We start from the raw sequence: 26,763 nt of genomic DNA, 5'->3' as shown, positions 1-26,763 counted from the left end.
ACCTTCTCAGTGTAGATGTACTAACACCTTTTAGTTTTGCGGCTTCAGAAATAGATAGTTTACTCATTGTTCTAGTCTAGCTCAAAAAATGAGTAAGTTTAAGAAGATTTAAGTAACTTTTTGTTAACTGTTAAAAGCCCTCACAAAAATTCAACAGAATCTTTTTTGGGCATTAAGTTATAATCTTATAGCCATACCTTTGGCGGGGGGGTTTTTACTTCCTTCTTTTCACTTGCTATTAAATCCTGCTACTTCTGGTGCTTTAATGGCATTAAGTTCCATTATTGTTGTTACTAATTCTTTATTATTAAAATCCCAATTTCGTCGTTTTCAAAAGTTACTAGAAAGTTACTAGCAGGTTAAACCATTTTTATCCATCAAAAATAAAAGTGAAAAAAAATACCCATCAGAAATATAATTATTCCGTACTTAAGTATTTTTCTTAAACTAAAAGAAAACTCATTAACTTTATTAAAACTTTTTATTTATTCTCATCTTTACTTAAGCGTTAAGAATGCCACATAATTCAGCACAACCTCACAAAGCTCATATTTTAGTCGTCGAAGATGATACAGGCAGACGGGAAATTTTGCTTAGAAAAAGTAAATATTCTATCGGTAGAGCGCAACAATCTGATATTAGGATTCATTCTCCTTTTGTTTCTCGATACCATGCTACTATAATCCGACAATTTGATGATCAAGGTTATACTTATTATGAAATTTTAGATGGCGATGGACATAAAATTTTTAGCGCCAATGGTATTCTTGTTAATGGCCGAAAAGTTAATAATCAACAACTTAAAAATGGTGATAAAGTTATTTTTGGCCCTCAAATATTTATCATATATCAACATTGTCCCAGAGATATTTTTCCCTCTTTACCCCCTGATGACCCCTTTGATATTACATTAATAGATCCTGCTATGATGGGTAGTGAATGGGAAGATAATTGATAACTCTTTTTTTCTAGCTTTTTTATTTACTAATAATTTCAGTCATAATTTTACTAAATATTATAATAATTTCTGAATATTATTTTATTTATCACTAACTATTTAGGATTGTTATATTCTCTCTTTTTTTTGTTCAGTCTTATACTATATTATTAGAATGTCTAAAATTTTTACTGATTATCAACCACTTAATTTTATTACTATTACGGAAGAAAATGCTTTAAAAATTGAATCTTTAGTTAAAATTACTGATGGGGTTTTATGGTTGCCTGAAAAGCTAAATAATAATTTCCAAAACTCTATTTTATCCTCAGAAAAAAAAGAAAATAACTTATATCAATATTATCATACTTCTTTAGCAAAACATTTAGCTAATATTTGGGAGGATTCTCAGGGAATTATCTTTTGTTTAACTCTGGGGGCTGTGGTGCGTTTAATCTCTCCTTTACTAACCAATAAAGAACAAGATCCTGCTATTATAGTTATTGATCCTCATACTAAATATGTTATCAGTTTATTAGGCGGACATCAAGCTCATGGGGATAAATTAACTGAATTAATTGCCCATCAACTAGAAGCAAAACCCATAATTACCAGTGCTTCTTTTAATCTTAATTTACCTCCTATTGATACTTTTGGTTATATATTTGGTTGGGAAAAAGGCCATGGTGATTGGACACAAGTTAGTGCTAATATTGCTCGTAATCAAATTACTTTAATTAAACAAGATGTTGGTTTAAATTGGTGGCAAAATTCTTTACCTTCCTCTCATAGTTTTATTTTTGAAAATAACACAAAAATTGATAATAATAATTTAGATAATTTTTCCTCCCCTTTCTTAAATCAAAAACCAAAAAATAATCTTCCTTTATCAACAGAAGAAAAAGAGACAATAATAAATAATTCTTCTATCAACGCAATGGTTTATATTGGTGCAAAAAAAACTCCTGATGTCAATATTCCTTGTATAAGTTGGCATCCCAGAGTTTTATGGGTGGGAATTGGTTGTGAAAGAGATACTTCTCCTTCTTTAATTGAATCTGCGGTGACAAAAGTTTTTCATGAGTATAATTTAGAATTAAAAGCCATCGCCTCTTTCGCTACTATCAATATCAAAAGTGATGAAGTCGGTATTTTAGCCTTAGCTGATAAATGGCATTTACCCCTAAAAACCTTTAACAGTGAAGAATTAAAGGAAATTTCTGTACTCAATCCATCGAGTATTGTTAAGAAAGAAGTCGGTACACCTAGTGTTGCGGAGGCTTCCGCTTTAAAAGCGGCTTTATCTCCTAATTTACCAGAAAATCAACTAAAATCTCCTAATTTAATTGTACCTAAACAAATTATCCGTGAGGAAGGAAAAAACGGTGCAGTTACTGTGGCGATCGCCCAATCAATGTTAGAATATAATCCTCATGATGGTAAATTATATCTTATTGGTACAGGGCCAGGGAGTATTGAATATCTTACTTCAGCGGCGAAAACTGCCTTAAGAGAAGCAGATATAATCATTGGTTATGGTTTGTATATTGACTTGATTAAAAGTTTATTACGTCCTGAACAAATTATTGAAAAATCTAAAATTACTCAAGAAGTACAAAGAGCAGAAAGAGCGATTGAGTTGGCAAAATGGGGGTTGAAAGTAGCAGTAATTTCATCAGGAGATTGCGGTATTTACGGCATGGCAGGATTAGTTTTAGAAATTTTGCAAAATCAGAGCTGGAATGGTAAACAACCATTAGTAGAAGTGATTTCTGGCATAACAGCCTTACAAAGTGTAGCCGCAAAAATTGGCTCACCTTTAATGCATGACTTTTGCGCTATCAGCCTCAGTGATTTATTAACACCTTGGGATGTTATTGAAAAACGAATCATCGCTGCCGCCTCTGCTGATTTTATCACGGCTATTTATAATCCTCGCTCTTTGTCTCGCACTGAGCAAATTATCTCAACTCAAGCTATTTTTTTACAACATCGTAATCCTAACACCCCCGTAGCCATCGCACGTTCAGTTACAAGAGATGACGAAAATATTATTATCACCACCCTCGCAGAAATGCTGAATCATCCCATTGATATGATAACTACGATTATGATAGGTAACAGTAGTACTAAACGTTACCATGATTTATTGATTACTCCTAGGGGATATTTAAAAAATTAATTATTCATTATCTATAACTCTCCTCCAACAACTACATTATTAATTCGTAAACTAGGGCCACCACAACCTACAGGTAAACCACTTTGCCCACCTTTACCACAACCGCCAGATTCATCCCAATAAAAATCATCCCCAACAGCTTGAATGTTAGCTAAAGTTTTAAACACATTACCAGACAAAGTAACATTCTTGACAGGTTCAGCAATCTTACCATCACGAATCATCCATGCTTCTCCCGCACTAAAAGTAAACATTTCACCGTTAGTCATACCTCCCAACCAGTTAGCGGCATAAACTCCTTCTTTAATATTGGTAAATAAATCCTCCACAGGAGTTTTTCCCCTAGCAATCCAAGTATTCGTCATTCTGACAATAGGGGGATAATGATAGTTTAAACATCTTGCGTTACCAGTGGGTTTTTCACTCAATTTTCCAGCAGTTTCACGGGAATGTAAACGCCCCACTAAAACACCGTCTTTAATTAACTGCGTAGTAGTAGCAGGTGTACCTTCATCATCATAATAATAACTCCCTCGGTGTCCTTCAGGCATTGCACCGTCAAAAATTTGTAAAAATTCTCCTCCAAATTTGCGCCCCATCGTCATAACTTCTAATAAATCAGGGTTTTCATATGCCATATCTGCTTCGGATAAATGCCCAAAGGCTTCATGTACAAATAAACCTGTTAAAATAGGATCTATTACTACTTCATAAGTACCACCTTTTACTGACGGTAAAGTTAAGGCATTAATTCCCCGTTTGGCAGCACTTTCTACTTGTATATCTAAATTAGTTAAATCTTCATAACCTCGTCTTGTGCCTGTAGTTTCTCTACCCGTTTGCACGGATTCACCATTTTTCCCTGTGGCGCTAAACCTCATTTCACAGTCTATCCATGATTGTTCAATCATACTACCTTCTGAGGTCGCTAGTAAAACTGTTTGCTGACTATCTCTGTAACTGACGGTTGAAGTAGTAACTTTTTCGTTATATTGGGCTAAAATACTATTATAGTGATGACATAGTTGTTTTTTGTCAAAAAGAGGAATTAGACGAGGATTAGAGCCTGTTAATGGTAACTGACAGGTTATTTGTATAGGGGAAACAGGGGCTAAAATCGTTTCATCCTCTCCCACTAACAAAGCGGAATGGATGGCATCTTCAATCCTTGCGGCTATTTGAGTCAAATCATTGAAAGTAGAAAAACCCCAACCACCTTTAAAACAAGCCCTAACTTGCCCTCCCAGAGAGATTCCTTCGCTTAAAGTTTCTGTTTGATTATTTCGCAAAACAATATTACTACCTTCGGCTTTCTCTAATCTGATACTTAAAAAATCCACACGATTACGATAAATCTTGATTAAATCTGACAGTTGATTGCTGTAGTCTTGCATTTTTAAGAATAAATAATTAGGAATTAATAATTGTTAATTGTTGACTGATTTTTTCTAAGGTTTTTAAACTGATAAGAGCGTTTTTAATTAATTTTAGCGCTTTAATTGGTTCTTTTAGAAAAGCCATAGTCATTTTAAGAATATCTAGTTTTCCTTCTGAATTAATTGCACCATTTAAATCTGGTAAATTATCATTATAATTGTCACTAATAATTCTAATGATTGATACTGACTGAAAATAACTCATAACAGCATAAGTTTCCATATCTACAATATCACAGTTAGATAATTTATTTAAAGCTAATTTTTCTGTAGAAGAATGAATTAAATTATCTGTAGTTAAACCCTTTGCTAAAGAAACATTTAATTTATTTTTAAGATAATTAGTTAAATCATAATCACAATATTTAGTATCTAATTTACCATTTTTATGCAAATAGCTACAACTTTCATAAATTAAAACTTCTCCAACTTTATAACTAGAAGATAAACTACCACCTAAACCGATTAAAATAATCGAAGATTGTGGTAAATGTTGAGATTTTAGAAATTGATTAACACCTTCAATACCTATGGGTAAAAGAATAATTTTGTCAAGTAACTGATTATTTAATAATCCTTTTTTCACCCTTTGATATTCAGCACCATTACAGACTAAGATTAAAATATTGTCTTGATTAATCATTATTAAGTACAAAAATTAATATTTAAAAAATTATATTGTTAAAGTAAATTATCCATAAAAATTATAATCTTAATCATATTAACTATCTCATCTTTTTTATAAATTAATTATGAAAGTTTTAATCGCTGAATTCGACTTATTCTCTAAAATTGGCGGAGGGCAAACATTTTATCGCCGTCTTATTGAAACAAATTTTGATATAGAATTTTACTATTTAATAGTAGAGGAAAAAGTTAACAATTTTAGGGCGAAAAACGCTAGAGTTATACCTTATAAGCAACAATATATTAAGTCAGATTTAAAAGATTTATCTACTAAGTTATCCCTAGAAAAAATTTATCGCCCTTTTTTAATCGCTAGTAATATTAGTTATTCGGTAAAAGGGTTAAATTTTGATATAATTGACTATCCTGATTATGAGCAATATGGACTTTTTTTAGCCTCTGCTTTGAGTTATCATCAAGTAAAATTCCAAAAAATTGTTATTTCTCTTCATGGTATTGTTTCTCAAAGTTTACATCATGATTGGGTGATAAATAGAGACTATATTAATAATTTAGAATTTGTCGAAAATTTACAATACAAAATAGCTGATATTCGTTATGGTATTAGTAAAAATTATTTAGAGTGGTGGCAAAAAAAAGATAATTTTTCTAACTATTATTACCATCCTTTATATTTTCTTAATTTAACTCCCACAGTAAATTATCAACCATCAACAGTAAAACCAATTTTAAATTTTATTGGTAGAAAAGAGAAAGGAAAAGGAGTCGATATTTTTGTTAACTTAGTCAAGTTTTTACCAAAAAATCTCTATAGTGAAGCTAATATTATTGGCAGTAATCCTCAAACCTTAGATGGAAAAACAGGAGAATTTTATTTACAACAAATGTTAGCCTTCCATTTTCGTCAAATAAATATATTACCACCTGTGCCTCGCTACGCATTACAAGAAAAATTTGCACTTAATTCTATAACTTTTTTACCTTCTCGATTTGATACTTTAAATTTAGTCGCTTTAGAGTCATTATTTGCTGGTTGCCCCACTATAATTAGTAAAAAAGCAGGAGTTTGTCGTTTTTTAGAAGATAATTTTCCTGAGATACCTTTTATTAAACTCGATGTCGATAACTTTTACTCTTCCTTACCTGAAATTATTAAACTTTTAAGTAATTATCATAACTATCGTCTTGATTTAGAGGAAAAAATTATGTCTTTTTCTTCTCATCTCAACAAAGAAGAATTAACATTAACTGATATTTATAAACAACAGAATCATTTTGAATTAGAAACCAGAGAAAAAATTAATCAGTGGTATGAAAAATTAATTAATCATTGTCAAATAAAGCAGTGTTGGGGAAAACAACAACTTATCCATCTAACTAAAAAAATAGTCACTCCTTTGCTTAATCAAGGAAAAAATCAATTAGAAGAAGTTAAAAGTAAACTTTATCAGCAAAAAAATATTGTTACTAATCAATTAATAAAAAGTGTCTTTTTTCCTTCCGAATATGATAGAGTTTTTCAACTACCCGAAACCTCAGCTAATGAAATTGACAAGAAAATTAATCAACTAAAAAATTTAAGTCATCCTCTTAAATTATCAGCAGAAGAAAAAATTAATAAACTTAAAACTGGTTATTATATAAATCGTCTAAAAATTTGGCAACAAATCTCAAGATTAGAAAAAATTAGAGGAAATCATTTATTATCGGCTACTTATGAAATCAGAATTATTCGCCTTCTTAATCAAGATAAATTTCAACAACTCGAAAATATCTCAAAGACTCTCATTAATCATAATTTCATTAAAGAATCTTCATTTTTAAACTTACTTTATTCTCCTGCTAAAAATTCTTATGAATTAACTTATGAATACTTATCAAATAACTATCAAAATCTGCTTAACTATCAGGAAAAATCCTACGAATTTATTAAAGATTATCGTCACAAAAAAAATTATCGAGTTTCTGTGATCATTTCGTTATATAATGCTGAAAGTAAACTAGGATATTTTTTGTCAATTTTAGCTCAACAAACAATCTTCCAAAAACAAGAAGCTGAAATCATCTTAATCGATAGTGGTTCACCCCAACAAGAATACCAAGTTTTTCAACAACTTTTACCCACTTTAAATTTACCGATAGTTTACGCTAGAAGTGAGCAAAGAGAAACTATCCAAAGTGCATGGAATCGAGGAATTTTACTGTCACAATCTCCTTATCTCACTTTTTTAGGGGTAGATGAAATGATAACCGCCGATGGTTTAGAAATTTTAGCAGATAAACTTGATCAAAATCATAACTTAGATTGGGTTATTGGTCATAGTTTGGTGACGGAAGTTGACAACAAAGGTAACTGGCAAGAAGATGTTATGACTTATAACCGCCGTAATTTTAGTCAAAATTTGGTTTACCTTGACACCTGTTATTTAACCTATGTTGGTGGTTTATATCGCCATGACTTGCATCAGCGTTTTGGGTTTTATGATGAGACTTTTCGAGGCGCTGGAGATACAGAGTTTAAAAATAGAGTATTACCTCATATTAACTGTGAATTAGTGGAAAATGTCTTAGGAATTTTTTGGAATTATCCCGATAATCGTACTACTCAAAGCCCACTAGCTGAAATTGAAGATATAAAAGCATGGTATCTTTATCGCAGTTTAGGAGGAATAAAATACGCTTTTGAAAATAAAGATATTTCAAGGGTAGAAAAATTATTATTATACTGCCTAAATTATCGTAAAACTTTTTTAAATAATAACAGTACTGACTTTGATTTCGCTTATCAACTCATCTTATTTTTAGAAAAAAATTCTCCTCAATCTCCTTATCTACCATTTGGTGAGGGAATTAAAAAAATTAGTGAAAGTTATCAAAAACTAGAATATATTGAAGATAAATACTCTCTTTTCTGGCAGTTATTTCAAACTCAAAAATTAACAAAACAAATCAGTAATTCTCATGAAAAGATTGCCCAAAATTTAGGTATAAATGAGTTTAAATCAGACTATCAAATTTTCAACGATAATCGTTATCAACAACATTCACTTTTATTTTAACCATAGACACAAAAAAAGGGTTAATTATTAACCCCTAGCATCAAATTAAATTTATTATTTATATTGATAACTCCAACGCAACAAAGTAATTGCTAAACCATACTTTAAAGTTTCTAAAATCCAGTAACCTTTATGCCATGAAATCATTGCTGACGGCATTGTTTCAACAGTATTAAATTGATTTAAACATAATCCCCATGCACTTAAATGGGGAATGAATAGATAAGTATAAGCTAAACCTATTAAGAATAATAAACTAGAAAAAATAACAAATAAAGACTGTTTTTTTACGTCATAATTATGATTAAAAGAAAATACAAACGCACAAGTTAAAACTAAAGATGCACAAATTAATTCAATGCGATTAAACGCACCAAAAATAACAAATCCAGCACTAGCAAAACCACTTTCTGTCATCATTCCCGTAGCTGAAAAGGCTGGAATTAAGACAAAATCTAGTAATAAACTGCCACTAACCCAAAATCCTAATGCAAATAATATAATAGCAGACCAATTAATGTCTTTTTGTTCTTTATGATCGAAACGTGAAATAGTATTCATAATATCAGTACCTCTTAATACCCATACTATTTACCATAACTTACTATTTTCTCTTTTTCTGTTAAGTATTTTTAAGGTTTTTTGTTAAGTTAAATTAAGAGATAAAGTTAAGCATTTATACTTATATTTTCAACATTTGATCAGATTATTTACTATCTTTTTATTCTATGAAAAACAATTTTTATGAACGGAAATATTATGATGTGTTTTTATCAGTAAAATAAAACAACCCTTAATTATTTTAAGCTCAAATTAACACTTTTTTACTATTACTTATTACTTATTAGTGACTTAGCGTACTATGCCTTTATTGATTTATACGCCTCTTAAACCATAAGAAGACATTTTCATAATATCCCGAGTAGAAAAACCGATATTAGCTAAGGCTTCTCCATAACTAATCATAAAATCTTCGACTAACTCTTCTTTAGGCATACCTAATTCCTTAGCATCTTTCTCTACTTCGTTAAGCATTTTCCAGATAATAGGTAAATTTTCAGCGTTAGCTATTTGTAATTCTTCCTTAGATTCTTCAAAATGTCCTTTTAACCATTCTTCACCATAGTTAAGGTGTAAATATTCGTCTTTAACTACTCCTTCAGTAATTTTACGAGCAAAAGGATCAGCAACGGGAATATAAATGTTATAAGCAGCAATAGCAAAGGCTTCAATGATTAAAGATTGAATTAATAAACAAGTAACAACTTTACCTTCCGCTTTGGCTTTTTGGAAATTTCCATGTAATTGAGCAAAATATTTTTGGGCAAATTCCATATCCGGAGTCACACTCAAATTTTTGCCACAAGATTCAAAACCTTTTTTATGGCGAAATTCCATTTTAGCAAGACGAATTAATTCCTCTTTATCGGAGGGAATCATTTCGGCAATGTCGATATAATTATCATAGGCTTCTTGTTCTCCTTCAATGACAATAGCATTAATACGACTATAAGCATCTTTATAGATGTCACTGTTGAAGTCAAGGGTAGGTAATTCGGCAACGATAGTCATAAATTTAAAATCTCCTGTTTCGTTTACTTGAGTAAATCTGAACTTCACGACTTCAAAGGTCGTATTTGATAAGAACAAGATGATGACTCATTTTATTATCATTGTTAACTATCTTATCGGTTTTTCTCTCACAATGAATAGTTAATTTGATTACTTTTACTGATATTTTCTGCAAATCTGATAATCAAACAACAGAGAAACTAATTTTTCATAATTACCTGTAATCTTTGTTTCACTTCATTATTTTGTCTAACTTGTTGATGAATTTGATTAAATTGATTAATGGTTAAACCATGTTTTTTGACGATGCCTTCTGATTGTTGACAATAATTTATGGCTAAACTACGAGCATTTTCAGGTAATTGGTTAAAACTTTCTTCTTGGTGACAATTCAAAGTATTTGGTTTTGATTTACCTAAGATATTTTCAATATTGTCAAAAGTAGTTTTTCGTAAACTTTCAATTTCTATGGCTGCATCAGCGTATTTTTTTAAGATAGCATCTGTAGGAGTTTGTGCTTTAACTTCACTATTAATACTAATAGTTTGAGTGCTGAAATTTATTTCTGGGGTTATTCCTGTAGTTAAAGCAGTAATAGCCAGACTAAAAATAATCAGTATTTGATAACTTGTTTTGTGAAGGTGAAAACTATAATGATTAGTGAACATATTTTAATAACAAATAACAATAAGTACCTATAATTTAGTATGAAGTAATTTGGGGTTAATTAGTTCCCATATTTAGAAGTAATTAAAGAAGTTAAAGCACTGGCAAATACTGCTAATAAAGCTAAAATAATTAAAACTATTCGTAAACCGAAATAAGTTTCAGCCACCCCAGCTAAAGCTAACGGTAAAGATAAAGCAATATTAACCGCATTATTCTGTAAGCCAAACACTTTTCCCCGCATTTGAGGGGGAGTTTCTGCTTGAATGGTAGTTTGCATTGGTACACCCACAAAAGCGGCAAAAATACCTAAAATGATGGTCATGGTTAAAGCTAAAATTAGATTATTAGTAGCCACCGATAAACCACTTAAAGCACCTGCCATCCCCATGGAGCCCCAAAAACTAAGTTTAGCATGGGCGGTTATTTTTCCTTGATGAGTTACTATAGTAGCACCAATGGCAATACCTAACCCCGTAGCGGCGAGAAGATAACCAAATTGAGAGGCTTCCATTCCTGGAATGGTTTCCGCTAAACGAACTGCTAATACGGCTAAAGCGGCAAAAATAGAGAACAAAATTACTAGCTGAAATAAGGCGTTGCGTACTCGATGATTTTCGTTTAGGTATCTTAATCCTTCTTTTATATCTTCAAAAGGATGATTTTCTTTAGTTTGTTTCTGTCGATTTTTTTCTTGAGTATTTAAGATAATTAAAATTAAACCAGCTAAACCATAAGAAACACCAACTAACAATTCTTGTCCATAATTAAAAGAAGCAATTTTACCCCACTTACCAACTAATACTAATAAAGGATCTCCGATAGCAAAACCAATAATTAACATTGCCATCATCGTCGTTGTATAAACAGAATTAGCTGCTAATAAATCTTTTTTCTTAACAATTAAAGGTATGGTAGCTTGTTCTGCTGGAGCAAAAAATTGTGTTAGAGTTGATACTAAAAAAGTTATTAATAATAATAACCAAAATGCTCTAGGAAGTGTAAAAAAACCTTTTTCAATGTTATTTATAGATAAACAAAAAGGAATCATTAAAACCAGTATTCCCCTCAATAAATTAGACACCACTAAAACAACTTTTTTTGACCAACGATCTACATATACCCCCGCCAATGAACCAAATAATACTGCAGGGATAGTAAAAGCAATCATCACTAAAGAAACCCAACCGCTAATACTTTCTCCTGAAGCCTGAAAATTACTACTAATAATAGCAATAATTAAAACTAGATAAATTTTGTCTGCTAATTGAGAAAAAACTTGTCCTAACCAAAGTATCAAAAAACTTGTATTTTGCAATACATTCATAAATCCTGTACTAGATTCTTCTTGATTAATAGATGATTGTATCTCCTTAAAATTGAGAGCTTCTAGGGAAGATTTTTCTTCTTTTTCCGTTTTAGAAACTTGCATTTTGATTTAATTTTTATTATTCATAATAGATTAAGTAACGGTTTAAAATTTTTCCTAATAATCTCTAAAGATACTTAATTTTTTTATTGATAATTATTTATTTATTAACTATTTTTATAGATATTAATCTTATTTTAAAAGCCTTTTAAGTCATAGATTTTTTTTAATTTATGGTCATATAAAATTAGTTTTTATATTTTTATGATACCTTAAAATATCATAGGTTATTTGGGTTAAAATGCAATTAAAATATCTGTAATAATCTCTGCTGATTTTAGCGCATGACCTAAATAAAACTCAATATAATCTTTTAGTATTCTTTCTACTCGAATCCAACTATTTTCAATCACAGAATCAGAATACATATGAGGGATTATTTCATGAATAGGTAATAAATTTTTACTGCCTAAACTTTGTAATAAGGCTAATTCTACCGCATTAAGTTGATTTTTGATGATAATAGGGTTTAACTCGCTATTAATTGTTATTAAACCGCCATTTTTAAAACTAAATCCCACTTTCCAGCTTTTTTGCTCAAAGTTTGGCACAATATTTTGTTGAGTCTCAATACAAGAATAAACCTCTGGTGCAATTCCTGTTACTGCTAAAAAATGAAATACAGCTTGAGCTATATAAGGAAATAAACTATCTTTCACGGATAATTGTTCAATACGTCGCAAATGTTCGTTAAATAAAGCATATAATTCTGCTTGTGGTTGTTGAGTCATAGCTAAATTGACAATTAATTCTGCTAAATATTGACTAACACTTATTTTCTCGATAGTTTGTCTTAGTTTTGAATAGGATTCTTGAGTTTCAATTTCTCTGATACGATCAAGATTACGCCCTTTCGTTACTAAAAAGTTATTAACTACAAATAATTCTGTTTTACCTCTTAATTTCGATTGATGTTTTTTTGCATTGGGAGCGATGGCACGAATTAAACCATATTCAGGAGAAAGAAATGTGATTAAAAGATCATTTTCCGCAAAACCTTGTTTTTTAACAATAATTCCCGTTGTTTGATAAGTAGATGTCATAGAATAACTCAGTAGGCAAAATTATTCATAACTTTTTTGTTGTTTAATTAACTCTAAGCCTTGAGATGTACCCAATCTAGTCGCTCCAGCATTAATTAAGGCGATGGCAGTTTGTAAATCACGAATACCACCAGAGGCTTTAATTTGGATTTTTCCTTTGGTAATATCATGTAATAGTTTCACATCTTCTACTGTTGCACCACCAAACCAACCAGTACTTGTTTTCAAAAAAGCTACTCCTGCATCCATACAAATTTCGGCGGCAATTCTTTTTTCCGTATCCGTTAAACGAGTGGTTTCTAAAATAGCCTTAACCACTAATCCTGTTTCATCACAAATAGAAGCTATTTCCTGATAAACTTTCTCGGATTTACCTTCTTTTAACCATCCTAAGTTTATCACCACATCTAACTCTACCGCTCCATTTTCTTTTGCTTCTTGAGCTTCATATAATTTACAAGCTGTAGTTGTCGCTCCTGTGGGAAAACCTATAACTGTAACAACATTTGTTTTATGATTATAAAGTAATTCTGCGGCAGGTTTAACATGACTCGGATAAACACACACCCCCGGAAAATTATATTGAATGGCTTGATGACAACATTCTTCTACTTCTTTTGTGGTTGCAGTGGGATTAAGCAATGAATGATCTATATAATGAGTTATATCAATATCGGTAGGTGAAATTGTCATTTTTTGATAATTAATATTTAAACGTCTTCTTCTGTTTGTCTAGTTTGACTAGGGGAAGATTCATATATAGAATCTAATCTTTGACGTGCATCTTCTACTGATACAGAACGAATTACGAGTAAAGGTTCATTAATGGGCTTACCTTGAGAATCGAATAATTCTGGGTGAGTAGGTTGATAAGTTGCTCTATAAGATGTTTTTGAGTTACTACCTCTAGGCGTATCTGTCCATGAACCACGTTGAGTTTCACCACTAATGGTAATTAAACTACGAATTAAATTACTAATGGCAAAAAAAGCGATAACGGTAAAAGCTAAAATATAAACTAAATGTAACATTGAAAAGCTCCCTAGAAATAAAAGATAAATAAAATTACAAAAACAAAATATTATTAAATAGACTTGTTTAACTATTAACTTTCTGTGGTTAACTGTGTATTTTCCAAACGCCATTTTCGGGCAATTTGCCAACATTCCGACACTAATTGATGCCAAGAGAATAGTATTTTTGTCTCCACTCCCACTTGAGAATCAGTAATTTTAAACAGCATAATGCTAGTTTTTACTTCCTCTTGAGCGTTTTTTATTCTCTGTAATAAGTTTTCTTGCTCATCCACCGACAAAAATCCCATTTTTTGAGATTCTAATAACGATGAAGATCGAGAAAACCAGTAGTCAAAGTCTTCTAATAAAGGTGTCAATACTTTTTTTAAAATTTCTTTTTCTGTGGATTCAGAAGGATTCATTTTGATAATTATTGATTTATTTATTTTACTATTCTAGTTGTTATCTTAACTAACTTTACAATAATTTACATTATTCTCATTTGTTTTTTATCACATCATGCTCAAAACTGATTTATTGATTTATCGTTATAGTGGGGCAACTATTATTCCGAAAAAATTACCTTTACAACCTCATATCATCGATTTAGCCTCAGAACAAATATATTGTTTTCAAGATTATTTAGGAAAAACTCAAGGGGAATTAGACGAAAAATTACAACAATTAGAAGGTGATAGCCCAGAATACCGAATAAAACGTGGTTTAGCTCATTTACTCAAAAATCATTTCGCCCAGTTTACTATCGTAAGCCCTATAAATCCTTCTATGTTACGAGAGAAAGTATTTACTCTAGCCGCTCAAAAAGCTACAATACCTGATCATCGTCATCATACTTTAGAAACCATCGCCGATATATTGACTAATGAATTAAACAAAGAAGTGTTACCCAGTGAAATTGAACAAGGATTATATGCAGATTTACAGGAAAATCGCATCTTAACAGAATTTGATCCTCCCACCCCTGAAACTTTAATCCATCGTTACAATTTATCTCAAGTGCAAGGACTTTTTTATCGTGCTACTAATATTATCATTAATGCTTATCGCAATGATCCGGGGGAATATAAATTATTATTTCGTTACTTAAAATTATTTCAATTAATTGCTTATATTGAAGGTGATGCTGACACTGGTTTTACTATTACTATCGATGGCCCTACCAGTTTATTTAAAGCTAGTACTCGTTATGGTCTATCCTTAGCAAAAATGATACCTGCTTTATTACACGTTAGCAAGTGGAATTTAGAAGCAAAGTTGAAAATGAAAGATAGTTATAGTAATGGTGAAAAAAACCTTTATTTTAACCTTAATCATGAATGTGGTTTAGTTAGTCATTATGCTAATAATAAAAGTTACGACAGTTTATTAGAAGAATCCTTTGCCAAAAATTGGGAAAAATTAAAAACTCCTTGGCGTTTAGAAAGAGAAGTAAATTTAATCCCTTTACCCGGAGGAGTTATGATTCCTGATTTTCGTTTAGTGCATCCTGATGGGCGAGAATTTGTTTTAGAAATTATTGGCTTTTGGCATCCTAAATACTTACAGAAAAAATTTTACCAAGTAAGTCACGCAGAAATGGATAACTTAATTTTAGCTGTTTGTGAGCGTTTAAATTTAGAGAAAGCTGGAGTCAATTTCAGTGATTTACCTCATCGATTACTGTGGTTTAAAAATAAATTATCTCCTAAAGAAATTTTAGCAATAATTGAAAATTAAACACTATTAAATCAATTACCTATTCTCTTGATTAACTTCAACTTTTCCTCTTAACAAAAGCTAAATTATTAGTTATTAATTTTGCTCAATTTTAATTTCTTCTACGGGAGATTCTGGTACGTTATTATCTAATTTTAAATCAATATCAGGCACTTCTTCTGTTGATGTTTTATCAGGGTTTTTTACTTCTAAAGGAGGCTCTTTTTCTTCTTTATTAATGTCGATTTTGGGAGTATTTTGTTGTTGAATTTCTTGTATTTTTTGCTCCATTAACTGATTTCCACGATCAAAAAATTCTTGAGAATCTTGTCCTCGAAATTGTGCTAAAACTTGGTTATTATTAGGATATAATCCCAAAGTATTCAGCGCAATTAAACTACAAATAGATAAAACTTTTAACGGTAATTTCATATTATCTCCTTGGATAAAATATCCATAAACTAATTATTATCAATACTTATTAACTTAACATTTTTTATTAGTACTTAGCTTTTACATACTATCTTTATGCTTTATTAACTCCTAAATTACTATAAATATTAAAGCATTTAACTACTATATAATTTAAAATTAATAAAAATAAGTAATAATCTTTGTTGCCTTTTGTCTTTGATACTTTGTCAATTGTTATCCTCACAAACAAAAGAATAAAGCCAATATTTTTTACCCTTTTGACGAATTTGAGTAACTTTTTGAGTTAGGTAATATTTTTGTTTCTCAGAAAAATCTCCCCGTAAAATATAACTACTTTGCCACACTAAAACAGAAGTAGTAAAAACAATACAAAAACTTAACCCTAAAGCCGCCCAAGGATTAAATTCTAAACCTAAACGTATCCCTGACCAAGTACAATATTCTTGACATAAAGAAATAGTTTCCCTTAATTCCCACAATCCCCAAGGAAGAATCAAAATCCACGATAAACAAACTAATATCCATCGCCCATAAATAGTTAATTGATATAACTTTTGTATCTCTTTTGGGGTAACTAATTCACTCTCAATATTCTTATTCATAATCTTTTCATGACATTAAAAAATAAAACTTAAACTTATCATTACCTTTTCTTAACTTTTACAAGATAATCTATTGTTTAAATCAATGTATTTTCAACTACCATAAATTCTATGCTACTTAGCTACCCTTCTCATCATTTAACTATTTCTCCCACTGAAAGAAGGTTACATTTTTATGAGCGAGGAGAAGAAATACCCTTAGTTTCTCAAGGTATTTGGGAGGTTAATCGTGGAGTAGTACAATTACTTAAATTTAATCCTCAAGGAGAAGAAACTCTGTTAGGATGGGTACAATCCGATAATTTTTTTGGTCTTTGGTTAACTTCAGTAGATACTTTTCAAGCTAAAACCCTTTCTGATGTTTATTTAAAATGGTACTCTTTAGAAGAAATTGACAAAAATCCTCTTCTAGCCCATAAAATTCTTTCTCAAATAGCCAAACGTCTTCGACAAACTGAAGAATTACTAGCTATTGCGGGATTAAAAAAAGTAGAAGATAGATTACTCAAATTACTCAAGCTTTTAGCGAAAGAAATTGGTGAAAAACAAGAATCTTTTACTAGAATTAAAGTTAGATTTACCCATCAAAATTTAGCCAACGCTATCGGTACAACTAGAGTTACTGTTACTCGAATATTAGGAGATTTACAAAAACAAGGATTAGTTTCTCTTGATCATACTCGTCATTTATTATTGCATTAATTAGCATTTTTTTTTAATTCTTGATGGCATTTTAAGAAAAAAAATAAGCACAAGCCACCCCTCCCCCGACCGCAACGGGTCAAGAAAAGGTGGCTTTGTTTGTTACTTCTATTATAACAAATAAAAATATTTTTAGCAACATTTTAAAGAAAAAATTAGATTTATTTTTTCAGATGAGAAATTGAAAATAATCATTGATTTGATATTTATTTACTTGATAAAATTTTAAGATCATAACTACAATTAGTCATTATTTTTTTCCCCGTATTCATATACCAAATTAAAAAAATCTCGCACCGTAGGAATTTCAAAACGATCCTTTGTTGTAATTAAAACTACTTCTCTGGTTAATTGATTTTCAAGGGGATTGATTGATTCCATATTGATAGGGATAATTGCTAAGGAAGAATCAGATTTTGATTCCTGTAAAGCTAATTCAGGAAGTAATGCAATCAAATTTCCTTGGCGAATTACTCCCCGAAAAGCATCTAAAGTATTTAACTCCATCGCTACTTCTAACCCAAATCCGTAACTAGCAAATACATCTTGAACTATTCTTTGCATTCCATAACCATCTTTAAAAATTACTTGAGAATATTTTGCTAATTCGGAAATAGTCACGCTTTTTTGTGTTGCCAAAGGATGATTATTTGATACCATTACTTTAATAGGCTCATAGTATAGATGTTTGACAATCATTTCCGATGTGGATGTCAAATATTTATTATTCATTACGATGGCTATATCTACTAAACCATCTCGTAATACTTTAAGAGTGCGATCGCTACCTAAAGCAGTTATTCTTAATTGTACATGAGGATGACATTGACAAAAAGTCTGTAAAATTGGCGGTAAATAATAAGCACAAACAGAATGAATTGCTGCTACACATAACTCTGGTTGTTTTCCCCCTAACAAATCTTGGATTTTTTCCTCGACTTTTTCCCACTCCTGACAAATACGCCTAGCATGAGGTAAAAGTTTTTCGCCGCTAACGGTTAATTTAGCTTGTGCTTGACGATGAAATAAAGTCGTTTTTAAATGATTTTCCAAACCTTGAACTTGACGACTAATCGTTGATTGTGTTACGTTGCATAATTTAGCCGCTTGTCCAAAACTTCCCGTTTCACTTACCGCTAGAAAAGCCTTGATTTGTTCAATTCTCATAGATATTATCAATTTTCCTTATTTCTGCACATAACCTATTAGCCTATAGATTTTTCAAAAAAATATTCTGTAACTATTCATACCAAATAAATAGGAATTATCCACGATAAACAGTCAATTATCATTGCCGATGTCGTAGTGGCAAGATTTAAGTATAATGAAATAATGTAAAAACTAAATCGGGTCTTACTGTAACGGTTAAAAAGCTATGCTAGAATCACAATCATCTCAAATTTTATTCCACAATAGTTATCAACCTAATTTATATTCCGTGCAGGAAGTGAATATGATCAACAATTCTGTACCAATGGTAGTGGAATCTACAGGTATGGGAGAAAAAGTTTTTGACGTTTATTCTCGTTTGTTGAGAGAAAGAATTATTTTTTTAGGCACTGCTATTGACGATAAATTAGCAGATTCTATCGTAGCTCAACTATTATATTTAGAAGCAGAAGATCCAAATAAAGATATTTATATATATATCAATTCCCCCGGCGGTTCAGTTTATTCTGGTTTAGCAATTTATGACACCATGCAACATATTCAACCAGATGTTTCTACAATCTGTTATGGTATTGCAGCTAGTATGGGAGCATTTTTACTCTCTGGTGGTGCAAAAGGAAAACGCTTAGGTTTACCTAATTCTAGGTTCATGATACATCAACCCCTCGGTGGTGCCCAAGGGCAAGCTAGTGAAATTGAAATTCAAGCCAAAGAAATTCTTTATATCAAACAAAAATTAAATCAATTACTAGCAGATCATACTAATCAACCCATTGAAAAAATTAGTGAAGATACCGAAAGAGATTTTTATATGTCTTCTACCGAAGCTAAAGATTATGGACTTATTGATGAAGTGATCATTCGAGACGGCATCGATCTTCCCCTAAGCCGTAAATCAATAGATGTAAGCGAATTTTTCTAATTATCTATTTTTACCAATTTTATTTCTCAATCTTAATCTTATGGCTAAATATGACTCTCATTTAAAATGTTCTTTTTGTGGGAAATCCCAAGAACAAGTACGCAAATTAATCGCCGGACCCGGTGTTTATATTTGCGATGAATGTGTCGAACTTTGCAACGAAATTTTAGAAGAAGAATTAATGCCTTCCCCTCCGAAAAATCATAACTCTCTCATCCATGGGAATAATAAATCTTCTAAAAGTGGTGCAACTAACTATAAACCTCTCTCTTTCAATAAATTACCTAAACCTAGAGAAATTAAACAACGTCTTGATCAATATGTAATAGGACAAGATGACGCTAAAAAAGTATTGTCTGTTGCTGTTTATAATCATTACAAACGTTTAACGGTTTCCGAAGATTCTGAACAAAATCAAGTTAATAACGATGACTCTATAGAGTTACAAAAGTCAAATATTCTATTGATAGGTCCTACTGGTTCAGGTAAAACCCTATTAGCACAAACTTTAGCAAAAATTCTTGACGTACCTTTTGCGATCGCTGATGCTACCACTCTAACCGAAGCAGGTTATGTTGGGGAAGATGTGGAAAATATATTATTACGTTTATTACAAGTCGCTAATTTAGATTTAGAACAAGCCCAGCGAGGTATTATTTATATTGACGAAATTGATAAAATTGCCCGTAAAAGTGAAAATCCTTCCATTACCAGAGATGTTTCAGGAGAAGGAGTACAACAAGCCTTATTAAAAATGTTAGAAGGTACAGTAGCAAATGTCCCCCCCCAAGGTGGTAGAAAACATCCTTATCAAGACTGTATCACTATCGATACGAGCAAAATTTTATTTATCTGCGGCGGCGCTTTTGTGGGTTTAGATAAAATTATCGAACAAAATAAAGAGAAAAAAGTTCTCGGTTTTGAAATTGCCCCCGATGCCATCTCAAAAGAACAAAGAGTATCTGAAGCAGCTCGTCAATTACAGCCTGATGATTTAGTCCGTTTTGGTTTAATTCCTGAATTCGCTGGACGTTTACCCGTTGTCGCTGTGTTAGATTCTTTAAATGAAGAAACTTTGATTTCTATTCTTACTCAACCTCGGAATGCTTTAGTTAAACAATTTCAAAAATTAATCGGCATGGATAATGTTACTTTAGACTTTGAACCTGATGCTATTCGTGCGATCGCTCAAGAAGCCTACAGACGTAAAACTGGAGCAAGGGCATTAAGAGGTATTGTGGAAGAAATCATGTTAGATGTGATGTATGAATTACCTTCTCGACAAGATGTTCAACATTGTATAATCACCAAAGAAATGGTAGAAAAACGCAGTACTGCTGAATTATTAGTTCTTCCTTCTCCTTTACCCAAATCAGAATCAGCTTAATTCAGAAAAGAAGGAAAATAAGAAAATGAATAAACATAAATTTTTTGTAAATTCTTTAACCTAATACCCGATACCTAACCTCACCAGAATACTTTATTCAGTAACCCCTAATTATTAAGAAATGAGTTCTAATACTGTTATTTCTACTACTAACCTAAAGTCTCGTCGTGATAAAATTAAAAGTAAACAGAGATGGGAAAATTTCGTTTCTTTCAATCGTAGTTTAATGATTTTATCTCTGACGGCGGGAGTTTTTTGGGTTTTAACTTTACCTCATTGGGTAATTCGAGACAGTCAGCAAATTAACTTACAAGGCAATGATTTACTTACCGATGACGAACTTCGGAGCTTAATTCCTCTGCAATACCCTCAATCTCTATTAAAATTATCTACTTCTCAATTAACGGAAAATTTACAAAAAAAAGTACCCCTCGCTAATATTGTCGTTACCAGAGAATTATTCCCTCCTAGTCTGACTATTAGAGTAACAGAAAAAAAACCAGTAGCCATCGCTTTAGCTTCGGTGGTATCTCCAAAAACAAAAAAACTAGAACTAAAAAGAATCGGTTATGTTGATAAAGACGGGATTTTTGTTGACAATGAAGTTTATAAACAGTTACAAAAAAAGTCAGATCAACTTCCTTCCTTAAAAGTTCTCGGTACACCACAAATTTATTTATCTTATTGGCAAAATTTATACGATTTAATCAGTCAATCTAATGTAAAAATAACAGAAATAGATTGGCAGAATCCCACAAATTTAATTTTAACCACTGAATTGGGTAAAGTTCATATTGGTGCTTATAACTCAAAATTTCCTCAACAATTAATGGCATTAGAAAAATTAAAATCGATTACCACAAAAATCCCTCGTGAAAGAATTATTTATATTGATTTAACCGATGTAGAAATCCCCTCTATTAAAGAAAAAAAACCTCCTAAAGAGGTAAAAAAAGATTCCTGAAAATTAATTTACCATACTTTCATATTTACCATAAATAGCTAATCCGGGTATATCATCCCCAAAAAGAATCGGTTGTTTAAATTCTTCAGGGGGATATTCTTGGCGAATAGCAATCAAAGGATTATAAAATTTTTCCCACTCTCTCAATAATCCTAATAATGATTGAAATTGATCATAGGATTTGCCGTGTCTATTTTTTAAAGCAATATACTGTAACATTAAAGCATAGGTTTCTGGGTTATTCTTAGGAGTTGGAACTTCAATAATTTGTCCTAATTTCAAGAAAACATCGGCATTTACCTGTACCATTACCATAAATTCTTTGATACTATCTAAATTCTTATCATAAAAAGTATCTGCAATGTCACCTACGGTACGCAATAAGGCAAAATTACTCAAATCATATTGCTTAAATAAATAAAGTAATTTTAATCCTAAGTTATTTTTAGCCACAATTTCTAAAGAATTAACATAGGCTTGTATTGCTGTTTTTCCTTCATCACTTTTGATTTGAGGAATAATATCTGTTAATTTCCTTTCAATTAATTCCTTAAATTGTATTGCATCATATTTTTTTTGTAACAGATCTAGGACATACTCATAAAATTCCTGTTGTGCATAGCTACGATAACGGGTTTCGGTAGCTTCAATCTTTAAAAAACTTTCTTTGGTTTCTAAAGCTATTTTTAATAAATCAATACTATCTTTTAAACCTTCATAAGCACCAATATTTTGCTCAAACTGACGATTTATCATTAAAAATTTGACAAATTCTCCACTGTTAAATTTATTATCATCTATAGCTTTCGCCATAGTAGAGATATTTTTCAGAGAATTGAGACAATCACGATAAATAGCTTGAGTAGTTTCAGGAATTTCTTGTTTACTAGCAAAAAGAGATTGAAACCATGCTAAAAAAGATTGATTCCCCCATAAAGGGCGACTATACCATGATTCGGCACTAACTTGTTTTACATTTCTATCTTTAAGATTTGTATCCATGACTAAACTTCTCAGTGACAATAATTAATATGTTAAAATTAACTTCAGTATTACACAGAATATAAAAAAAGACAACTTAATTTATATAACTGACGTGACGTACCAATTAAAATGTTAAGTTAAGGGAAGTTTTAGGTAGTAGATATGAGGGGAAGACAATGAAGTTAAACAGACTATGCTGTAAGGGATTTAAGATGCTAAAGGCATATCTAGTTACAAAAATAGATGAGTCATTTCCTTCGGAATCGAACATTTTTGCAAAAAGTTAAACAGAGTCAGAAAGAGTTTTTAGGCTAAAAAATGAATTATAGACAGACTTTTATTCGGCAAAATAATGCTATAAACAAGTCACAATAAGCATTAGAGAGGAATCGGGATGACAAGATTTGAACTTGCGACTTCTTCGTCCCGAACGAAGTGCGCTACCAAGCTGCGCTACATCCCGTTAATGACTTTAAATCATAACATACTTTGAGCAATCTTTTATAGAGTTACTAATAATTTTTTTCGGGTGTTATAAAATTAATGAATCAACTTTATAAATTAATTAAAGGCAATTTTTTATACTTTAAGAAATAACCTAATAAGATAAATAAAGTAATAGCCATTGTACCTAAACCAACATAATTAGGAAGCCAAAAAATAGCAGTAAGATCATTAATTTGTCCTGCTTCTAATTGAATACTATATTGATTATTAGGGGTTTTTTCCCATTTAGGAAACTCGTTATTATTGATTAATTTCGCACCCCAAGGAAAATTAAATTGTATTCTTAAATCGATTAAATCTCCCGAAGAAATAATAATTGTACCGTCATTAGAGATAACTCCTAAAGGACTTAAATCAGCATTAAAATGAAGAGTATTTCTCTCTAATAAAAGTAAATTATTTTGTTTAATAGACATTTTCGCTTCTAATTCGAGTAAATTACTAGAGTTATTTTTAGCGAGATTTTTTTGAGATTTTTTACTAAGTTGAGGCACAAAAAATTGATTAAATTTATCTACTAATTCTTCACCATTATGAAAAGGAATAGTTACTACTAATTCTTCCCTAGAGATACGCTTAGTTTTTCCTTGTAATTGAATGGCTTTATTCTGAAGGTTATTTAACCAAGCATTACCTTCACCATCGCTAAAACTGGTTAATTCTTCCCCTAATTTAATATGTTGAATCATTGTACCACTGTTGGCTTGAGGAAATTTAACCTCGACATCATAACGAACACAGCCTGTCAAAGTAATTATTAAACAGAGAAATAATATTAATTTTTTCATGATTTTTGTTGAATTAATATACTGAAATAAATTATTTAATAAAAGAAAGTTTTTAAGTAATGGAGAATAAGTAATTTATTCAAATTTTAGAAATAAATTTATCCTTATTCCCTATTCCTAATTATTTTTAGTCTTCAAAATCTTCATCAACGGCATCACTTCCGCCTCTGACGGTAACTAAATCAATTTGTTGGCGGTAATAATCAACGCTTTTAACTTCCACTTCTACTGTATCACCAAGACGATAAGCTGTACGATTTTTTCGCCCCACTAAACAAGTATGTCGTGAACGATATTCATACCAATCATCTTTTAATGAGCTAACATGGACTAATCCTTCTACTAAAGAATCTTCAATTTGTACAAAAAAACCATAGGATTGTACTCCAGTGATTAAACCACTAAAAACTTTTCCCGTACAATCTTTCATTTTTTCGGCTTTTTTTAATCCCGCCAAATCAGATTCCGCATCTTGTGCAATTTTTTCTCTTTCGTTGAGATGGGTTATTAAAGAATGTAAATCACCTTCTAAATAAGTTTGAATTGCAGGGGGTAAAACATTCCAGTTAATTTCACCATAACAAGTACTACTGCGTAAATCAATGCCTTTACTAACTCGACTATGACGGCGATCGCGCCCATATTGAAATAAGGCTTTTAAAATGCGTTGTATTTGTAAATCAACATAGCGTTGTCCGGGTGAAACACAATGAGTATAAATAGGTAAAGCCAAGCCGAAATGAGAAGAAGGATGTTGAGTATATTTATCAGATTTGAGGGAGTTTAAAAGGAGATAATGAAGGACTTTTTCATAGTCAGATTTACCAAATTCTTGAATAAGATGATAATAGTCCACAGATTGTAATTCATCTTCAGATTCTAAGTGAAAATCCAGTTTTAAATTAGCTACCAGTTTTAATAAATCTTCTAATTCATCCCAATCTGGTTTAGCTTGAGTACAATAAATACTAGGTAATTGTAATTCTTTTAAGTGTTGAGCAACTACTTTCCCCACTAAAACCATTAATTCTGTCATCAAAGATAATACGGGTAAACTAGCATAAGAAGCAATAGCGCCAATACGTCCTTCATCTTTAAAATAAGAAGTGATTTGATCTAAAGTAATATCAAAACCGCCTCTTTGTAATCTTTGAGCTTTAACTAAGGGAGCTAATTCAAAGAAAAGATGACTGAGTAATTCTAAAGTAGTTTCTAATTCTGGTTTAGTACTACCTGTACCAATCATATTTTGTACTTCTTTATACGTCAAAGAATGATCTACTCGAATAATGGAAGGTTGTATTTGAGATTCCATAACTTGCCCTTTTTCGTCAAAAATCAGAAAAACAGAAATAGTTAAGCGATCAACATCAGGAACGAGAGTACAATAATTTTGGACAATTTCGGGTAACATGGGGATAATTTTTTCACCTAGGTGAACTGTAGTACCACGTTTACGAGCTTCTCGATCTAAATGAGTTTCAGGTTCAACAAAATGAGCGACATCGACAATATGAATACCTAAACGCCAATGATTATCTTCGGTTTTGTCGAGAGTAAAAGCATTTTCGATGAATAAATTTAAGTCTTTACTAATTTCTTGTTCAATAGTAATAGTTAATAAATCTCGTAAATTTAAACGTTGTTGAATTTCAGCTTCGGTAATTTCAGCATTGATAACAGAGGCTTTTTGTAATACTCGTTCAGAAAATTCTTGAGGTAAATCATGTTTAGAAGAAACAATATCGGTATCCGCCGCCGCTTCCGCATCACTACCTAAAACTCTGATAACTTTACCTAAAGGAGGATTTTGACCGATAGGATAGCGAAGAACGTTAACATGAACTAAGTGATTAACCGCATCAATCAAAGAGTCATCATTATTTTTTAAATTCAACTCAAATAGTAAACGATCATCTAAAGGTACAGCATTATACTCTCCTTTTTCTTCTACCACTCTAGCTAATACCGAAGGATTTGCCCTTTCCACAATTAGTTTTACTTCCCCTTCAGGAGAACGACGACGAGTTCCTTCTTTAATGATTTTAACCAATACTCGATCACTATTCCAAGCATTACTAAGATGACTTTCTCGAATATAAATATCGTCTGCGTCTTCTTCATCTTGAATAGCAAAACAGAAGCCTTTACTCGAACAACGTAACTTTGCTTCTACTACATCTTCTTCCATTACTCGTCGGTATTTTCCGAACTCTTTAGTAACTACGCCGACTTTTTCTAACACATCGAGAGAAATTTGTAGTTTTTCGAGTTCTTCAGGTTCTTCACAACCTAGTTTTTTTTCGAGTACTTTACCCGGTACAAGTTTATCAGCACTTAAGTGAGAAAGTATTGTAGCGATTGAAAATTCCATTTCCTAATATCCTTTCAAATGTCTAAAATAATGTTGTTGAGTCAAATTGAATCCATTGATTTCTCATGAAGTAAAAATACTCATGGGATGATGTTTAAGAATAATAACCCTTGGTATTGTCCGCAAATTCAAGAATAAATAAAGCTATAAACATTTAAGTATCTATAACGCTGAAAAACTAATGATTAGCCGTGAGAAATAGTTATTTTTCCAGAATTAATGGT

General features: G+C 31.2%; 25 protein-coding genes and 1 tRNA gene. 9 read left to right on the top strand and 17 right to left on the bottom strand.

From position 1 onward, the window contains the following. The first annotated feature begins 199 nt into the window (after positions 1-199). From ACEW8E_RS13020 to cobJ, 3 genes are all read left to right on the top strand, one after another. The gene (locus tag ACEW8E_RS13020; protein ID WP_373480779.1) at positions 200-355 is read left to right on the top strand and encodes a hypothetical protein; all 156 of its coding nucleotides are present in this window, start codon (positions 200-202) and stop codon (positions 353-355) included. A 159-nt stretch (positions 356-514) separates the two neighbouring features. After that, positions 515-955: an FHA domain-containing protein gene (locus ACEW8E_RS13015; protein WP_373480778.1), complete on the top strand. Its 441-nt coding sequence runs from the start codon at positions 515-517 to the stop codon at positions 953-955. A 157-nt stretch (positions 956-1,112) separates the two neighbouring features. After that, positions 1,113-3,119 (top strand): precorrin-3B C(17)-methyltransferase, encoded by a 2,007-nt coding sequence (cobJ, locus tag ACEW8E_RS13010; protein ID WP_373480777.1) that lies wholly within the window; start codon positions 1,113-1,115, stop codon positions 3,117-3,119. Between the two features lie 11 nt (positions 3,120-3,130). Here cobJ and ACEW8E_RS13005 read toward each other — a convergent pair whose 3' ends face one another. Both ACEW8E_RS13005 and ACEW8E_RS13000 read right to left on the bottom strand, forming a co-directional pair. Next, the gene (locus tag ACEW8E_RS13005) at positions 3,131-4,513 is read right to left on the bottom strand and encodes a TldD/PmbA family protein (protein WP_373480776.1); all 1,383 of its coding nucleotides are present in this window, start codon (positions 4,511-4,513) and stop codon (positions 3,131-3,133) included. A gap of 16 nt (positions 4,514-4,529) precedes the next feature. After that, entirely contained in the window at positions 4,530-5,198 is a 669-nt protein-coding gene (locus tag ACEW8E_RS13000; protein WP_373480775.1) for a hypothetical protein, read from the bottom strand. A 109-nt stretch (positions 5,199-5,307) separates the two neighbouring features. Between ACEW8E_RS13000 and ACEW8E_RS12995 the strand changes: the two genes are divergently transcribed. Beyond that, a complete protein-coding gene (locus ACEW8E_RS12995; RefSeq protein ID WP_373480774.1) occupies positions 5,308-8,262 on the top strand; it encodes a glycosyltransferase in 2,955 nt (984 codons plus the stop codon). Positions 8,263-8,316: 54 nt separating this feature from the next. Here the strand turns inward: ACEW8E_RS12995 and ACEW8E_RS12990 are convergent, their stop codons facing one another. The 8 genes from ACEW8E_RS12990 to ACEW8E_RS12955 form a co-directional block, all read right to left on the bottom strand. After that, on the bottom strand, positions 8,317-8,823 hold the full coding sequence (locus ACEW8E_RS12990; RefSeq protein WP_373480773.1) for a hypothetical protein: 507 nt from the start codon (positions 8,821-8,823) through the stop codon (positions 8,317-8,319). Positions 8,824-9,138: 315 nt separating this feature from the next. Then, positions 9,139-9,834: an aldehyde oxygenase (deformylating) gene (locus ACEW8E_RS12985; RefSeq protein WP_373480772.1), complete on the bottom strand. Its 696-nt coding sequence runs from the start codon at positions 9,832-9,834 to the stop codon at positions 9,139-9,141. Between the two features lie 200 nt (positions 9,835-10,034). Then, on the bottom strand, positions 10,035-10,502 hold the full coding sequence (locus ACEW8E_RS12980; protein WP_373480771.1) for a DUF4168 domain-containing protein: 468 nt from the start codon (positions 10,500-10,502) through the stop codon (positions 10,035-10,037). 59 nt (positions 10,503-10,561) lie between these two features. Continuing rightward, positions 10,562-11,932: an MFS transporter gene (locus tag ACEW8E_RS12975; RefSeq protein WP_373480770.1), complete on the bottom strand. Its 1,371-nt coding sequence runs from the start codon at positions 11,930-11,932 to the stop codon at positions 10,562-10,564. A gap of 233 nt (positions 11,933-12,165) precedes the next feature. Beyond that, on the bottom strand, positions 12,166-12,972 hold the full coding sequence (recO, locus tag ACEW8E_RS12970) for a DNA repair protein RecO (RefSeq protein WP_373480769.1): 807 nt from the start codon (positions 12,970-12,972) through the stop codon (positions 12,166-12,168). 21 nt (positions 12,973-12,993) lie between these two features. Beyond that, positions 12,994-13,665, bottom strand: coding sequence for a deoxyribose-phosphate aldolase (gene deoC, locus ACEW8E_RS12965; protein WP_373480768.1), 672 nt, complete (start codon positions 13,663-13,665; stop codon positions 12,994-12,996). Between the two features lie 17 nt (positions 13,666-13,682). Further along, on the bottom strand, positions 13,683-14,003 hold the full coding sequence (locus ACEW8E_RS12960; protein ID WP_373480767.1) for a DUF2973 domain-containing protein: 321 nt from the start codon (positions 14,001-14,003) through the stop codon (positions 13,683-13,685). A 74-nt stretch (positions 14,004-14,077) separates the two neighbouring features. Then, a complete protein-coding gene (locus ACEW8E_RS12955) occupies positions 14,078-14,410 on the bottom strand; it encodes a DUF2605 domain-containing protein (protein ID WP_373480766.1) in 333 nt (110 codons plus the stop codon). Positions 14,411-14,507: 97 nt separating this feature from the next. Here ACEW8E_RS12955 and ACEW8E_RS12950 point away from each other — a divergent pair, with 97 nt between their 5' ends. Then, a complete protein-coding gene (locus tag ACEW8E_RS12950; protein ID WP_373480765.1) occupies positions 14,508-15,725 on the top strand; it encodes a DUF790 family protein in 1,218 nt (405 codons plus the stop codon). A gap of 75 nt (positions 15,726-15,800) precedes the next feature. Here the strand turns inward: ACEW8E_RS12950 and ACEW8E_RS12945 are convergent, their stop codons facing one another. After that, positions 15,801-16,136, bottom strand: a complete 336-nt coding sequence (locus tag ACEW8E_RS12945; RefSeq protein WP_373480764.1) for a hypothetical protein — start codon at positions 16,134-16,136, stop codon at positions 15,801-15,803. Positions 16,137-16,345: 209 nt separating this feature from the next. Then, positions 16,346-16,741 (bottom strand): hypothetical protein, encoded by a 396-nt coding sequence (locus ACEW8E_RS12940; RefSeq protein ID WP_373480763.1) that lies wholly within the window; start codon positions 16,739-16,741, stop codon positions 16,346-16,348. 111 nt (positions 16,742-16,852) lie between these two features. Here ACEW8E_RS12940 and ACEW8E_RS12935 point away from each other — a divergent pair, with 111 nt between their 5' ends. Further along, complete coding sequence (locus ACEW8E_RS12935; protein ID WP_373480762.1) at positions 16,853-17,443, top strand: Crp/Fnr family transcriptional regulator; 591 nt, start codon at positions 16,853-16,855, stop codon at positions 17,441-17,443. A 243-nt stretch (positions 17,444-17,686) separates the two neighbouring features. On the opposite strand, the gene ACEW8E_RS12930 is transcribed toward ACEW8E_RS12935, so the two are convergent. Next, entirely contained in the window at positions 17,687-18,610 is a 924-nt protein-coding gene (locus ACEW8E_RS12930) for a LysR family transcriptional regulator (protein WP_373480761.1), read from the bottom strand. Positions 18,611-18,818: 208 nt separating this feature from the next. Here ACEW8E_RS12930 and clpP point away from each other — a divergent pair, with 208 nt between their 5' ends. The 3 genes from clpP to ACEW8E_RS12915 all read left to right on the top strand — a co-directional run bounded on the left by clpP (position 18,819) and on the right by ACEW8E_RS12915 (position 21,886). Next, positions 18,819-19,535, top strand: coding sequence for an ATP-dependent Clp endopeptidase proteolytic subunit ClpP (gene clpP / locus ACEW8E_RS12925; protein ID WP_373480760.1), 717 nt, complete (start codon positions 18,819-18,821; stop codon positions 19,533-19,535). A gap of 40 nt (positions 19,536-19,575) precedes the next feature. Further along, a complete protein-coding gene (gene clpX / locus ACEW8E_RS12920) occupies positions 19,576-20,922 on the top strand; it encodes an ATP-dependent protease ATP-binding subunit ClpX (protein ID WP_373480759.1) in 1,347 nt (448 codons plus the stop codon). Positions 20,923-21,043: 121 nt separating this feature from the next. Then, positions 21,044-21,886 carry a cell division protein FtsQ/DivIB gene (locus ACEW8E_RS12915; RefSeq protein ID WP_373480758.1) on the top strand — a complete coding sequence of 281 codons (843 nt, stop codon included), beginning with the start codon at positions 21,044-21,046 and terminating at the stop codon, positions 21,884-21,886. 3 nt (positions 21,887-21,889) lie between these two features. Here ACEW8E_RS12915 and ACEW8E_RS12910 read toward each other — a convergent pair whose 3' ends face one another. The 4 genes from ACEW8E_RS12910 to ACEW8E_RS12895 form a co-directional block, all read right to left on the bottom strand. Then, on the bottom strand, positions 21,890-22,888 hold the full coding sequence (locus ACEW8E_RS12910; RefSeq protein ID WP_373480757.1) for a hypothetical protein: 999 nt from the start codon (positions 22,886-22,888) through the stop codon (positions 21,890-21,892). 371 nt (positions 22,889-23,259) lie between these two features. Beyond that, positions 23,260-23,333, bottom strand: a tRNA-Pro gene (locus ACEW8E_RS12905). Between the two features lie 91 nt (positions 23,334-23,424). Further along, on the bottom strand, positions 23,425-24,165 hold the full coding sequence (locus tag ACEW8E_RS12900) for a DUF3153 domain-containing protein (protein WP_373480756.1): 741 nt from the start codon (positions 24,163-24,165) through the stop codon (positions 23,425-23,427). 127 nt (positions 24,166-24,292) lie between these two features. Further along, positions 24,293-26,539, bottom strand: a complete 2,247-nt coding sequence (locus ACEW8E_RS12895; protein ID WP_373480755.1) for a ribonuclease R family protein — start codon at positions 26,537-26,539, stop codon at positions 24,293-24,295. Positions 26,540-26,763 lie beyond the last annotated feature (224 nt).

The sequence above is a fragment of the Geminocystis sp. genome (assembly GCF_041753295.1).
Taxonomy (GTDB): Bacteria; Cyanobacteriota; Cyanobacteriia; order Cyanobacteriales; family Cyanobacteriaceae; genus Geminocystis.
The sequence above is the reverse complement of the archived record's forward strand: the minus strand, read 5'-3'. Positions and strand labels throughout refer to the sequence as shown.